At 70.6% G+C, this 13613-nt stretch carries 11 protein-coding genes; 3 read left to right on the top strand and 8 right to left on the bottom strand.

The window, feature by feature from the left end:
• Both hpaH and L1785_RS08405 read left to right on the top strand, forming a co-directional pair.
• Positions 1-786, top strand: a complete 786-nt coding sequence (gene hpaH / locus L1785_RS08410) for a 2-oxo-hept-4-ene-1,7-dioate hydratase (RefSeq protein WP_236088763.1) — start codon at positions 1-3, stop codon at positions 784-786.
• Positions 771-1583 carry an HpcH/HpaI aldolase family protein gene (locus tag L1785_RS08405; protein WP_236088762.1) on the top strand — a complete coding sequence of 271 codons (813 nt, stop codon included), beginning with the start codon at positions 771-773 and terminating at the stop codon, positions 1581-1583. The genes hpaH and L1785_RS08405 overlap by 16 nt, the downstream gene beginning before the upstream one ends.
• A 4-nt stretch (positions 1584-1587) precedes the next feature.
• Here the strand turns inward: L1785_RS08405 and L1785_RS08400 are convergent, their stop codons facing one another.
• The 6 genes from L1785_RS08400 to L1785_RS08375 all read right to left on the bottom strand — a co-directional run bounded on the left by L1785_RS08400 (position 1588) and on the right by L1785_RS08375 (position 9565).
• Entirely contained in the window at positions 1588-2820 is a 1233-nt protein-coding gene (locus L1785_RS08400) for an ROK family transcriptional regulator (RefSeq protein WP_236088761.1), read from the bottom strand.
• A 2-nt stretch (positions 2821-2822) separates the two neighbouring features.
• On the bottom strand, positions 2823-5402 hold the full coding sequence (locus L1785_RS08395; protein WP_236088760.1) for a beta-galactosidase: 2580 nt from the start codon (positions 5400-5402) through the stop codon (positions 2823-2825).
• Positions 5399-6064: a YesL family protein gene (locus L1785_RS08390; RefSeq protein ID WP_236088759.1), complete on the bottom strand. Its 666-nt coding sequence runs from the start codon at positions 6062-6064 to the stop codon at positions 5399-5401. Before L1785_RS08390 ends, L1785_RS08395 begins: the two co-directional genes overlap by 4 nt.
• Positions 6065-6148: 84 nt before the next feature.
• Complete coding sequence (locus L1785_RS08385) at positions 6149-7711, bottom strand: DUF3502 domain-containing protein (RefSeq protein ID WP_236088758.1); 1563 nt, start codon at positions 7709-7711, stop codon at positions 6149-6151.
• Positions 7712-7762: 51 nt separating this feature from the next.
• The gene (locus L1785_RS08380; RefSeq protein WP_236088757.1) at positions 7763-8683 is read right to left on the bottom strand and encodes a carbohydrate ABC transporter permease; all 921 of its coding nucleotides are present in this window, start codon (positions 8681-8683) and stop codon (positions 7763-7765) included.
• 15 nt (positions 8684-8698) lie between these two features.
• Positions 8699-9565, bottom strand: coding sequence for an ABC transporter permease (locus L1785_RS08375; protein WP_236088756.1), 867 nt, complete (start codon positions 9563-9565; stop codon positions 8699-8701).
• Positions 9566-9993: 428 nt separating this feature from the next.
• On the opposite strand from L1785_RS08375, the gene L1785_RS08370 reads away from it, so the two are divergent.
• Entirely contained in the window at positions 9994-10398 is a 405-nt protein-coding gene (locus L1785_RS08370; protein ID WP_236088755.1) for a pilus assembly protein CpaE, read from the top strand.
• A 25-nt stretch (positions 10399-10423) separates the two neighbouring features.
• Here the strand turns inward: L1785_RS08370 and L1785_RS08365 are convergent, their stop codons facing one another.
• Positions 10424-12499 (bottom strand): elongation factor G, encoded by a 2076-nt coding sequence (locus tag L1785_RS08365; protein WP_236088754.1) that lies wholly within the window; start codon positions 12497-12499, stop codon positions 10424-10426.
• A 93-nt stretch (positions 12500-12592) separates the two neighbouring features.
• Complete coding sequence (locus L1785_RS08360; protein ID WP_236088753.1) at positions 12593-13543, bottom strand: ribokinase; 951 nt, start codon at positions 13541-13543, stop codon at positions 12593-12595.
• Positions 13544-13613 lie beyond the last annotated feature (70 nt).

Below are 13613 nucleotides of genomic sequence, written 5' to 3'. Positions count from 1 at the left end.
ATGCTTGACGACGCGACGATCACCGCGATCGCCGACGAGCTGGCCCGCGCGGAGGCAGAGCGCAGCACGGTGCCGCTCCTGACCGCGCGGTACCCCGGCATGACGGTCGAGGACTCCTACGCCGTGCAGAACACGTGGCGCCGGCGCGGCATCGAGGCCGGGCGCCGCCCGGTGGGCCGCAAGATCGGGCTCACGTCGAAGGTCATGCAGGCCGCGACAGGCATCACCGAACCGGACTACGGCGCGATCTTCGCCGACATGGTCTTCGACAACGGGTCGGTCATCGAGCACTCGCGGTTCTCGAACGTCCGGATCGAGGTGGAGCTGGCCTTCGTGCTGCGCGAGGGCATCAAGGGGCCGGACGCCACCGTGTTCGACGTGCTGCGCGCGACCGAGTACGTGGTGCCTGCCCTCGAGATCCTGTCGTCCCGCATCGAGATGGCCGGGCGCACCATCGTCGACACGATCAGCGACAACGCGGCGATGGGCGGCATGGTCTACGGCGGCAACCCGGTGAAGGTCGGCGAGACCGACCTGCGCTGGGTCTCGGCGCTGCTGTACCGCAACGAGGTCATCGAGGAGTCGGGCGTCGCCGCGGCCGTCCTCAACCACCCGGCCACCGGCGTCGCCTGGCTCGCGAACAAGCTCGCCCAGCACGGTGACGCCCTGCAACCCGGCGAGATCATCCTGGCCGGGTCCTTCACCCGGCCCATGTGGGTGGAGCCCGGCGACACCGTGCTGGCCGACTACCGAGAGCTGGGGACCGTCTCGTGCCGATTCGTCTGACCCTTCCGCCCACGTTCCGTGACCGCATCGCCGGGTCCGACCGAGCGCAGATCGGCATGTGGGTGTGTACCGGCAGCCCGCTGGTGGCGGAGATCTGCGCGGGCGCCGGCCTGGACTGGCTGCTGATCGACGGCGAGCACTCACCGATCGGCCTGGAGACCATGACGGCGCTGCTGCAGGCGGTGGCGCCGCACCCGGTCACCCCGCTCGTGCGGGCGCCGTCGGGCGACGCCGTGGTGCTCAAGCAGATCCTCGACCTGGGCGCCCAGAACGTGCTGGTGCCCATGGTCGACACGGCCGAGCAGGCCCGCGCCGTCGTGCGGGCCGTGCGCTACCCACCGCGCGGCGTGCGCGGTGTGGGGAGCGCGCTGGCCCGCGGCGCGCGCTGGAACCGGGTCGAGGGCTACATGCAGGACGCCGACCGGTACGTGTCTCTGTTCGTGCAGGTCGAGTCCGTGACCGGCGTCGAGAACGCCGCCGCCATCGCGGAGGTCGACGGGGTCGACGGCGTGTTCGTGGGGCCGTCCGACCTGGCGGCCTCGATGGGCCTGCTCGGACAGCAGACGCACCCGGACGTCACCGCCGCGGTGCTCAAGACGTTCGAGGCCGTACGCACCGCGGGCAAGCCCGTCGGCGTCAACGCCTTCGACCCGTCGGCGGCCCGCGCCTACCTGGACGCGGGGGCGTCGTTCGTGCTCGTCGGGGCCGACGTCGCGATGCTCGCCCGAGGGTCGGAGGCATTGGCTGACACGTGGATCCGTGACGACGGAACGGCAGGGGAGCGGGCGAGCTACTGAGCCGTCAGAGCGCGAGCGGGATCCGCGTCGTCAGGAGGCCGACGTCGGTCAGGAACCGCTCCAGCGCGATCGTCGCGACGCCCGTCGCGACGGAGTTGCCGCGGACGGTCGAGACCTCGAGGCGCAGGTCGTCGGCGGACCGGCCGGGCGCCTGCTCGACCAGCCGGGCGCGCGTCGCGGGCAGCAGGTGCTCGCCGAGAGCCCACGTGGTCCAGCCGGTGAGCGTGACGATCTCGGGGTTGATGACCGCGACGAGGTCCGCGAGCGCCGACCCGAGGTAGTAGGCGGTGCGCTCGATGGTCTTCTGGACGGCGGGGTCGGGGTCGGGCCGTTCGGCGGCCTCGGCCATGGCGTCGATGAAGTCGCGCTGCATGGTGAGGTCGGCGAGGGGGTGGCCGGGCTCGATCTCGCGGAGGGTCTGCTGGATGCCGGGTGCGCCGATGTACGCCTCGACGCAGCCGCGACGCCCGCAGCGGCACTCGCGGCCGTCGAGGACGAGGAGGGAGTGCCCCCACTCGCCCGCGGAGTTGGTCGCGCCGCGCAGGATGCGGCCTTCGAGCACGATCCCGGCGCCGACGCCGGTGCCGAGGTTGATGGTGATCATGCTGGAGCAGTACCGGCCGCGGCCGAGCCAGAGCTCGGCGGTGGCGATGACCTTGAGGGGGTTGTCGATGATGAGCGGAAGGCCCACGCGCTCTCGCAGGCGTTCGAGCTCGACCTTGTGCCAGTTCCAGTGCGGCACGGTGACGGACACACCCGATGCGCCCTGGACGAGCCCGGGGAGGGCGACGCCGACGCCGAGGACGTAGGCGCGGGTGACGCCACCCTGCTCGAGGACGTTGTCGAGCGCGCGGCCGATGCCCTCGACGACACTGGCTGGGTCGTGGACGTGCTCGTCCCGCGGTTCCTCGACGGACGCGACCTCGTTGAGCGCGGCGTCGAACATGACGGCGCGCACGTAGGTCTCGGCGACGTCGATGCCGACGACGCGCCCGCGGGCGGCGTTCATCGTGAGGGTCGCGGTCGGCCGGCCCACCCGGCCGATGGTCAGCTTCGTCTCGGCGACGATGCCCTCGGCGATCAGCTCGCCGACGACGGTCGCGACCGTGGCCGGGCTGAGCCCGGTGGCCGCCGCGATCTCGTTCCGCGTGGTCTCTCCCGCGGCGAGGACCGCGTGGAGGGCGTCCAGCCGGGACTCGCTGCGGATGTCGCGCGAAGTCCTCCTGGGGACGGCCATGTTCACTCCTGGACCACGGTGGCTCGCACGCGTCCGAGGAGCGCGGACTCCTCCCCGCGTGTTGCGCGGACGATCAACCGGACAGCCCCAGTGTTCCACGCGGCGGGCAGCCAGAGCCGGGTGGGGTCGCCGCCGGTGAAGCGCGGCCGGGCGGGGTCGCCGAGCCAGACGCGGCCGAGCAGCTCGCCGTTCGCGAACGCGCTGACGCGGACCTGCCGCCCTTCGAACCGGAGCGAGAGCCCGCCGGCAGGGACCTCGGCGTCGAACCAGGCTTCGACACCGGGGGCGAGGTCGAGCGGGAGGCTCACCCGCTCGCCGGTCGAGTCGGTCGTGGCGAGCGCCAGGAGGGCGACGTCGGGCTGCGGCTCGACGTCCCAGCCGCGCACCGGCTCGAGCCGCAGCAGCTCGGCGCTCAGCCCGGCCCCCGGACGGTGCGGCACGGTGACGGCGACGTTCGCGCCCTCGCCGGGCGCGAGGGAGAGCCAGGGCTCGTCCTGCGTGACGACGTGGGTGATGCCGTCGACGACGACCGACGCCGAGCCCTCGACCCCGTCGAGGCGCAGCGCGTGGTGCGATCGCCCGTCGACAGGCAGGCCGCGCCGGTACGTGACCGGCCTGCCGGCCCGCGTGCTGCTCCAGCCCGCCAGCGTCCGCAGGGGCGCGGGGTCGCCGGACCAGGTTCCCTGCCCCGTCACCTCCCACAGCGCGGACACGTCCTCGCGCCCGACGACGGACCACACCCGCCCGAGCCCGCGCAGCGATCCCATCTGCAGGGCGGGGAGCCGCACGTCGTCGAAGTTGGCGTGGCCCCAGGTCTCGACGGTGGCCTCCAGCCGGCGCGCTCCCGCGACCGGCACCACGACCGAGGCCCCGAACCGTGCGAGGGTGGGCCGGACGTCGTCGTCCAGCGTGAGGTCCGCGATGTCCGAGGTGCCCTGGAGGAGCAGTTCGGTCAGGCCCCCGACGTCGACGCCGTAGTGCGTGCGTCCGCGGTAGACGCCCACCCCCTCGGACGACGGCGGCAGGTCGTGCCGTGTCGTGGTGCCCGTCCGGGTGCCGAGGTCGAGGCGGGTGGCCGTCTCGATCAGCACGGGCTCGCCCTCGGCGGGCGGGGCGGCGCACTGGTCGCCGACGTCGTCGGGGTGGAGCACGACGACGTTCCACACCGCACCTCCCGCTTCGAGCGTCGCCCGGACCGGGGCGCCCGGGGCGGGCGCGGCGAGCTCGGCGGCCGCGACGCCTTCGGGCACCTCGAGGACGACCACGCTCGTGCCGCGCGCCGACAGCGCGAGGCCGTCCGGCCCGGCGCCGACGAGGTCGGCCGTGGCGAGCCGGAGCGTGCCGGGCAGGCCGTAGGGCGCCAGGGGCAGGTCGCGCAGGACGAGGAGGCACGACGCCGGGGGGAGCGGGACCGTCACCTCGGGCGACCCGTCCGCGGGCCCGGGCAGCGTGACGGTGCCCGGCTCCTCGGTGAGGTTCGGGACGCCGAGGAGCTCGCCGCCGCCGTCGAGCACGAGACGCGAGGGCGACGCGCTCGTGGCGACGTCGGTGGTGTACGCGCCTGGCGCGGCCTCGGCCGAGGCCCGGGCGAGCGCCGGGCCGAGCGTGCGCAGGACCGCGGACAGGACGCGCGCCTCCGCGTGCTCGGGGCGCGCGGCGCCGACGGGGTCGAGGTAGCCGCCGAAGTCGTAGTCGTGCGACATGAAGCCGCCCGGGTCGCCCCAGTTGCCGACCGACGGCGTCCAGCCGAAGTCGTACCCGGACGCCTGGAGGTAGGGCGCGACCACCTTGGCCCCGCTGACGACCAGCCGCCGGAGCGTCGCGTGCAGCCGGTTCGTCTCCGTGACGAGCAGCGGCAGGCCGCGGTCGGCGACGAGGTCCGCGTAGCGCCGGACCTCGGGCTCGACGAACGACGAGCGGTCGTCCGGGTAGAAGTTGAAGGCGGGGGCGACGCCGTCGACGTCGCCCGTGGCGCCCGTCAGGTCGCCCTGCCCCGCGCACGCGACGAGCGGGACGCTGACCCCGTGCCGCAGGGCGAGGTCGCGCAGCCGGCCGACGTACCCGGCGCGGTCCTCGCAGTCGAAGAAGTCGAGCTCGTTCTCGAGCTGGACAGCGACCACCGCGCCGCCGCGCCCGTGCTCGCGCGCGGCGAGCAGCGGGAGGACCTGGTCGAACCAGGCCTCGACGTGGGCGAGGTAGCGCGGCTCGGCCTGCCGGAGCCGGAGCCCCTCCTCGAGCGTGAGCCACGCGGGCAGGGCGCCGCCGTCCCACTCCGAGCAGATGTACGGGCCCGGGCGGGCGATCACCCGCAGGCCCGCGGCGTGCGCGAGGTCGAGGAACGCCGCGACGTCGCGCCGCCCCTCGAAGTCCCACCGCCCGGGGGCGACCTCGTGGAAGTTCCACGGGACGTAGACGTCCACGAGGTCGTAGCCCGATGCCCGCACGGCCTCGAGGCGGGAGGCCCACGACTCGCGGGGGATGCGGAAGTAGAACAGCGAGGCGCACAGGCGTACCTGCTCGCTGCCGTCGAGCACGAGCCCCGAGGGGCCGAGGGCGACGGCGGCCGCAATCGTCTCGGTCAATTCACTCCTGCGCTTTCCACGGAGACGGTCGTCTGGGGTGCGATGTACGTGCCGAAGATGCTCGTGAACACGAACCCGTTCACAAAGGCTGTTCCCGCGAAGCCGATCAGGAACCAGAGCAGTCCGTAGACCGTCGCCGCCGGGTAGAAGACCGTGATGACGACGGGCAGCGCGGTGACAAGGAGGACGGTCAGCGACGCGAACAGGTGCCGGAGGGACATCAGGCGCGAGTTGTTCAGCACGTCCCGCACGCTGTTCTCGAACTTCGCCAGGTACGGAAACGCGTACAGCGCGGCCAGCACGACCCTGAAGGCCACCAGGTAGCAGATCGCCTGCAGGACCAGCTGGGCGAGGGCGGGCACGTCGAGGATCTCCACGGCCATGTACCAGGCCGCAAGGACCAGCGCCAGGAACGCCACGGCCAGGCCCAGGAGGGTGCCCTGCCTGAAGTTCGCCCGGAGCGACCTGAAGTAGTCGCCCGTCACGGACTCGCACTCGTTCGTCACGATCTTCATGGCGGTGTAGTTGAGGGCGGTCAGCGAGGCCCCCAGCGTGATGACCGGGACGGACGTGACGACAAACACGATGTTGAGGATCATCAGGTCCGCGACCTTGGTCAGGAACCGCAGGAGCGGTGAGTCCGCGTCGAAGATTCTTCTCACGATCGCCTTGTCTCTCAGGAGGGGCTGTGCAGGCCCGGCGCCGTTCGCGCACGGGCCTGCACAGCACCATGGGTCAAGCCGTGGTTACTTCAGGCCGCGCTCGTCAGCCCAGGCGTCCATGTCGGTCTGGATGGCAGTCCTGGCGTCCTCGTAGCCCGCGTCCTCCAGCTTCTGCCGCATCTCGGCGATGGCGGCGGCCGGGTCGTCGAACTTGCCGTACTGGAGCTGCGGGATGTACTCGGAGAGCACTCCGCCCATGGCCGCCAGCGTGGGATCGATGAGGTCCTTGTTCACGACGAGCGTCGAGTACTCGTAGTCCTTCGCCGCTGCGGCGAGCTCGTCGTAGATCTCCTGCTTGTTCGGCGCGTCCGTCACCCTGTCGAGCTCGAAGTCGTCCATGCGTCCGGCCCAGAAGTTCGACCCCAGGGCGTCCGTCGAAGAGTCGTAGCCTTCGGGGAAGCCGAGCTTGCCGTCTTCCGTGATGACGTAGTCGGTGCCCTCGATGCCCCAGTTGAGCAGCCGGTAGGCCTCCTCGTCGTTCCGGATGATGTCGTAGACCTCGAGCGCCTTCTCGGGGCTCTTCGAGGTGGCGTTCACGGCCATGGCACCGTGCGTGAGGATGTCGTTGAAGAAGTTCCCGTTCTCCTGGCCGAAGTAGAAGAACTTCGGGTCCGACCCCGGCTGCTTCTTCGTCATGTTGTCGACGATCGAGCCGATGAACGTCTGCGTGTGGTGCTGGTCCGCGCCGGACAGACCCGCGTAGAACTCCTCACGCGTGTCGCCGTCGTAGTTCAGCGCGTCCTCGCGCCAGACGCCGATCTCGTTCCACTCCTTCGCCAGCTCGGCAGCCTCCAGGAGCTCGTCGCCCTCCATGTACCAGGACGTCACCGTGTAGGGGTCCGACTCCGTGGTCTGGAACGGGTAGTAGTTGCCGGCGCTGATCTGCTGGATCGTCTGGCCGTCGGTGTGCCCCTGGAGGTACCCGATCAGCGCGGCGTCCTTGGCTCCCGAGACATCCCAGGGGTAGGCCTCCGGCTGGTTCTGCTTGACCCACGAGAAGTAGGTCGTGAACTCCTCGAACTTCGTGATCGTGCCGTCCGGGATGCCCGCCGCGGTGGCCCAGTCGCCGCGGTAGAAGAACCCGTGGTTCGTGTACTGGGTGAAGTTGTCCTCGGGGATGAAGTAGATCTGCCCGTCGTCGAGCTTGGTCAGATCCCAGTGCCCCTCCGCGTCGACCTGCTCCCAGGTCTTCGGCGCGTACTCCTGCAGCATCTCCTCGGACAGCGGGAGGAAGGCGCCCTTCTCGGCGTTCTCCCACGCGAAGAGCCAGTCCGTCGCGGTGGTGATCAGGTCGATGTCGTCATCACCGGAGAGGAGCTGGGTGTTGTATTGCGTCTGCCAGTCGGCCCACTCGACGTAGAACAGGTCGAGGTTGGCGTTCGCCTCCGCCTCCAGCTTGACGTTCAGCTTCTCGAGCATCGCCTCCAGGCGACCGTTGGTGGGCTTGTCGCCCAGCACGAGCATCGTGATATTCGTCGGTTCCCCCGACTCGGCGCCTTCGCCTGGCGTACAGGCCGCGAGGGCCGTCGTGCTCAGAGCCAGGACGATGGCCGCAGCCCCGGCCCTGGCGAGAGACTTCCTCATCATTGAGACTCCCTTGATTCGTTGGGTTGTGCAGGTCTTTGTCGTCGTCAGCGGTCAGCCCTTGACCGCACCGACCGTGATGCCGCTGACGAAGTACCTCTGGACGAAGGGGTAGAGCAGCACGATCGGCCCTGTCGCCACCACGGCGCTCGCCATCTTCAGCGTGTTGCTCGGAAGCTCTGTGATGCTCACGTTCGAGCCGGCCACAGAATTCCTCAGGGCATTCGCCGTGTTGATGATGTTGTACAGGTGGTACTGGAGCGGCTTGAACTCGACCGTGCTGCCGAGGTACAGCGAGGACAGATACCACTCGTTCCAGTACCCCAGGGCCAGGAACAGTCCGCAGGTCGCCAGCGCGGGCTTCATCATGGGCAGCACGAGCTGGAGGAAGATCCGGAAGTCGCCCGCCCCGTCCACCTTTCCGGACTCGATGATCTCGTAGGGGACGGACCGCACGAAGTTCTTCATGAGGATGATGAGCCACGGGGTCATCAGCAGCTGGAGGAACACCGCCAGATAGCTACCCCTCAGCTCGAGGTAGCGCGCGACCCAGATGTAGGTGGGCGCGAGCCCCGCCGAGAAGAGCGTGGTGAAGTAGATGAAGAACGAGATGCTGTTCCTGAAGGGGAAGTCCTTCCGCTGCAGGGCGTATCCCGTCATGGCGATGATGAACAGCCCGATGGCCGTTCCCGCCACCGTCATCACGATCGTGACGACGTACGAGCCGATGATCTGTCTCGGAGCGCGGAAGATGTACTCGTAGGCGGCGAACGTGAACTCCTTGGGCAGCAGGCCGAAGCCGTCCCTCATGATCGCGGACTCGCTGGAGAAGGACGCCGAGAGGATGAGGACGAAGGGGAGTGCACAGAAGGCGGCGAACGCTGTGACCGTGACGTACGAGATGCCCCGCAGCGCATAGTCGCTCCTGCCCAGCCTGACCTTGCGCGGCGCCTTCGCCGCGACCACGTATCTCATCTCGAACCCTTCGTGTCAGAACAACGCATAGTCTTCGTTGATCCTTCGTACTATCCAGTTGCACAGCATGACGAGCGCGAACCCGAACAGGGACTGGTACAGCCCGACCGCTGTGGATGACGTGAAATTGTTCTGAGAAATGATCATCCGGTACACGGAGGTCTCGATGATGTCCGTCGTCTGGAAGAGGGCCGCATTGTTTCCGACGAGGTTCCAGAACAGCCCGAAGTTACCCTTCATGATCCCGCCCAGCGAGAACAGGAGAAGAATGATGAACGTGGGCTTCAGGCTCGGGAGGATGACGTACCGGATCCGCTGCCAGGCAGACGCCCCGTCGATCGCGGCCGCCTCGAACAGGGAGTTGTCGATGCCCATGATCGCGGCGAAGTAGACGATGGATCCGTACCCGGTGCTCTGCCAGAGGTGGCAGATGATGATGATGATCGGCCAGGCGCCGGCGATGCTGTAGATCTTGATCGGGTCCCCGCCGGTCTGCTGGATGAGCGCGTTGAGTGCGCCGGTGTCGTAGTTCAGCAGGTTGAAGGCGATGACGCCGATGAGGACGACGGAGATGAAGTACGGCAAGAACATGACAGCCTGGCTGATCTTCTTGAAGTACTTCGACCGGATCTCGTTCAGCATGATGGCCAGCGCGATCTGGAGGATGTTCCCCAGGATGATGAAGGCCACGTTGTAGAGGATCGTGTTCTTCGTGAGGAGCCACAGCTGCCCGGACTTGATGAGGAACTCGAAGTTCCTGAACCCGACGAAGGGGCTCCCGAAGATCCCGTCCCGGTAGTTGAAGTTCGTGAACGCGATCCACGCCCCGGGGAGCGGGGCGTAGCTGAAGACGATGAAGAACGCGAGGGCCGGAAGGCACATGAGGAGCAGCGTCCTGTTGTCGCCGATCCTTCTCAGCAGCGGCTTCCGACTCTTCGTCGGCACGGCCTTCCCACTCCCTGTCGGCAAGGCTTCGTGCCGCCCAACGCTCGTCTGCGTCACCACTGCAAGCCTCCGCCTCTCTGCGGTCGGGCGCCGAGCCTCGTTGCCGGCGCCGCCAGGTTGTTTCGCGCCTAAACCTAACCGTCGATGAAATCCACGCAAGAGGCCTGAGGTCACGAAACGGTCACGATGTTTACGTTAACGTGGGTTGGGCCGCACCGGCCTCGAGCCGTCCTGCTGCCGGCGGCGGCGCCGCCACCCTGGACCTCGACGCGACCCCGGGGCTCACCTCGGCGCACCACCGGAGACGTTCTTCCTGGTGAGAGCGACGAACAGGCGAGCGCACTCCTGTGCCCGACAATGGGTCGGTGATCTCTACCGAGCTTGCCGCGAAGCTGCGAGACGCCGGCCTGGTCTGGAACCCGGTCGACGGCGACCGGTTCCGCATCGAGGCGCCCGAGCTCGCGAGCGACGTCTTCACCGTGAGCACGATGACCATCGAGGCGCACGAGTACCCGACGGGCACGATCCTCGGCTTCAACGGGACCACCGAGTGGGCGCTGGACTCGGTCGCGATCGAGGACGCCCTCTGGCTGCCGCGCGAGGACCAGCTGCGCACCCTCTTGCGCGCGAGCTTCCGCGCCCTGCGCCGCACGGACGGCGCCTACGAGGTCGAGGTCGAGCTCCGCGGCCGGCCTCGCGCCTTTGCCGACCCGGAGCCCGCCGAGGCCTACGGCCGGGCTCTGCTCGCGCTCATCGAGCTCAGCCGCTGACCGTCAGCCCCGGGCGCGGCCGGGTTCACTCCCGTGCGACGCCCGGCGCCCGCTCATAGCCGGCGGGCTGGATCGTGAGATCGGCACGGCCTCCCGTCAGCGACCGCAGGTCGAGGACGTAGCGGCCGAGCTCCGCCTCCGGCACGGTCGCGACGACGCGCGCACGGCCGTCGTCGGCCAGCTCGGTCGTGGAGAAGCGTCCGCGCCGTCCCGACAGGTCGGTGAGCACCGCACCCTGGTGCTCGGGCGGGACGGTCACGGTCACGGTCGCCAGGGGCTCGAGCAGCACCGTCCCGGCCTCGGCGAGGGCCGCCTTGACGCCGGTGGCCGCCGCGGTGCGGAACGCCATGTCGGAGGAGTCCACCGAGTGCGCCTTGCCGTCGTACACCTCGACGCGCAGGTCGACGACCGGGTGTCCCTGCGGCCCTCCGGCGGCCATGGCGTCGCGCGCGCCGTGCTCGACGGCCGAGATGTACTGCCGGGGCACCGCACCGCCGACCACCGAGTCGACGAACTCGAACCCGCCCTCGTGCAGCGGCCCGACCCGCAGCTGCACGACGGCGAACTGGCCGTGCCCGCCGGACTGCTTCTTGACCTTGCCCTCGGCCTGCGTGGGCCGAGCGATCGTCTCCCGGTAGGCGACGGGCACCGGCCCGGTCTCGACGTGGACGCCGAACACGCGCGCGAGCCGCTCGACCGCGACGGCGAGGTGCGTGTCGCCGAGGCCGCGCAGCACGGTCGCATCGCCCACCCGGTCGACGACGAGCGTCCGGTCCTCGGCGACGAGCCGGGCGAGCGCCGTCGACATGCGCTCGTCGTCCGACTGCGACGCCGGCACGAGCGTCGCGGCATAGACGGGCTGGCGCGTCGGCGGAAGGAAGGGTCGCGCCTGCCCCGACGACCGCGACCAGAGCAGCGTGCCCGACGGCGAGCCGCCCAGCTTGGCCACGGCCCCCACCTCGCCCGCGAACAGCTGGTCCACCGGAAGGTGCTCCTTGCCCTGCAGCCGGAACAGGCCGTGCAGGCGCTCGTCGGCGCCCGTGGTCGCGTTGCGCAGGCGGTCGGAGGTGCGCACGACGCCCGAGAGCACCTTGAGCATCGAGACCTGACCCACGTAGGCGTCGGCCACGGTGCGGAAGACGTGCACGAGCGGCTCGCCCGACGGGTCGGCGGCCACCGCGAGCACGCGTCCGCCGTCTTCGGCGGCGGCGTCGGCGCCGCCGCCCAGGACGATGCGGCTGTCATGCGCGCTCGGTGCGGGCGCGAGCTCGCACAGCAGGTCGGCGAGGCGGTCGACGCCCGTGGCGGTCACCCCGGACGCGACGACGACGGGCACCGCCTCGCCCGCGGCGACCTCGCGTGCGAGCGTGCGCTCGAGGTCCGCCGCCGCCGGCTCCTGGCCCGACAGGTACGCGTCGAGCTGCTCGTCGTCGTGCGACACGAGCTCCTCGGTCACGTCGACGTGCATCCCGTGCTCCTCGTCGACGACCTCGGCGGGCAGGTCCTCGTCGTGGTGCCGGCCGGCGTCGTCGTAGACGAGGGCGTGCTCGCTGAGCACGTCGGCGATGGAGCTGAAGGACTGCTCCTCGCCGAGCGGCAGCTCGATGGGCCACAGGTGCTCGCCGAAGGCCTCGCGCAGCTCGGCGAGCACGCGCCGGAAGTCGGCGCGGGCCCGGTCCTCCTGGGTCACGACGACGAGGCGCGGCACGCCGAGCGCCTCGGCGGTCGCCCACGCGGTCCAGGTGCCGGGCTGCACGCCGTCGACCGCGCTGACGACGACGAGCGCGAGGTCCGCGACCGACAGGGCCGTGTCGACGGCGCCCGCGAAGTCCGGGTGGCCCGGCGCGTCGGCCAGCGTCAGGGTGCTCACGGTGCCGTCGGGACACGTCCAGGTGAGCGTCCCGAGCGCGAGGCCGAGCGAGATGCCTCGGGCTGCCTCCTCGGGCTCGTGGTCGGTCACCGTGCTGCCGTCCTCCACGCGGCCCGCGCGGGGGATCGCGCCGGCGCGGTGCAGCAGCGCCTCGGTGAGCGTCGTCTTGCCCGCGCCGGACGCGCCGACGACGGCGACGGTCCGGTGGGTCGGGGTCGGTGCCGCGTCCATGAGGCCTCCCGCCAGTAGGTGCTACTGGACATGATGACGCCTCAGCGGGCGAGCACACCGGTCAAGGCAGCAGCGGGCATGAATCTCGCCCGCTCACCGCTCCTCCTCGCGACGGATCGCCGCGAGCACCTCCTCGCGGTCGGGGACCGCCTCCTGCGCGCCCGCCCGGGTCACGGCGAGCGCGCCGGCGACCCCCGCCGTCCGGGCCGCGTCCGCCAGGTCTGCACCGTGTGCGATCTCGGCGGCGAGCACGCCGCAGAACGTGTCGCCGGCCGCAGTGGTGTCGACGACGTCGACCGCGATCCCCGGGACACGGACGTCCCGGCGGCCGCGGCCCGCCACGAGCGCCCCGTCGCCGCCGAGCGTCACGACGACCTCAGGCACCCGCGAGAGCAGTGCCCTCGCGAGGTCCGCGGGCTCGTCCGGGGGAGCTCCCCCCTGCCGTCCGGCGAGGTCAGCCGCTTCGTGCTCGTTGACGACGAGGACGTCGACCGCGCGCCACAGCGACTCGGGCAGCTCGCGCGACGGCGCCGCGTTGAGGACGAACGTGGCGCCGGGCCGGCGCGCCTCGGCTGCGGCGACCACGGTCTCGAGCGGGATCTCGAGCTGAGCGAGGACCACGTCAGCGGTGGCGATCAGCTCGCGCGCGCCGTCGTCGACCGACAGGTGGTCGTTCGCACCCGGGGCGACGACGATCGCGTTCTCCCCGTCAGGAGACACCGTGATGAGGGCGGTGCCGGTCGGGGCGCCGACGCGGCGCACACCGGTCGTGTGCACCCCTGCTTCGCCGAGCGAACGCAGGAGGAGCTCCGCGCCGTCGTCGCGCCCGAGTGCCGCGACCAGGACGGTGTCGGCGCCGCCCGCGCGTGCGGCTCCGGCGGCCTGGTTCGCCCCCTTGCCGCCGGGAGTCCGGCGCAGCTCTCCGCCGAGGACCGTCTCGCCACCGCGCGGGTGCCGCGGCACGTCGACGACCAGGTCGACGTTGGCCGACCCGACCACGACGACACGCCCCTTTCCGGGTGCCCGCTCACCGCTGGTGCTCATGCCTGCTCCTGGCTCGCCCGATCGATCGTGCTTCTTCCGCGTGGGAGCCTACGGCGGGCGTCCAGTGCGC

It is taken from the genome of Antribacter soli (genome assembly GCF_021568775.1).
In the GTDB taxonomy this organism is placed as follows: Bacteria; Actinomycetota; Actinomycetes; order Actinomycetales; family Cellulomonadaceae; genus Antribacter; species Antribacter soli.
Note: the sequence above shows the minus strand (reverse complement) of the source record. Positions and strands in the feature narration are given on the sequence as shown.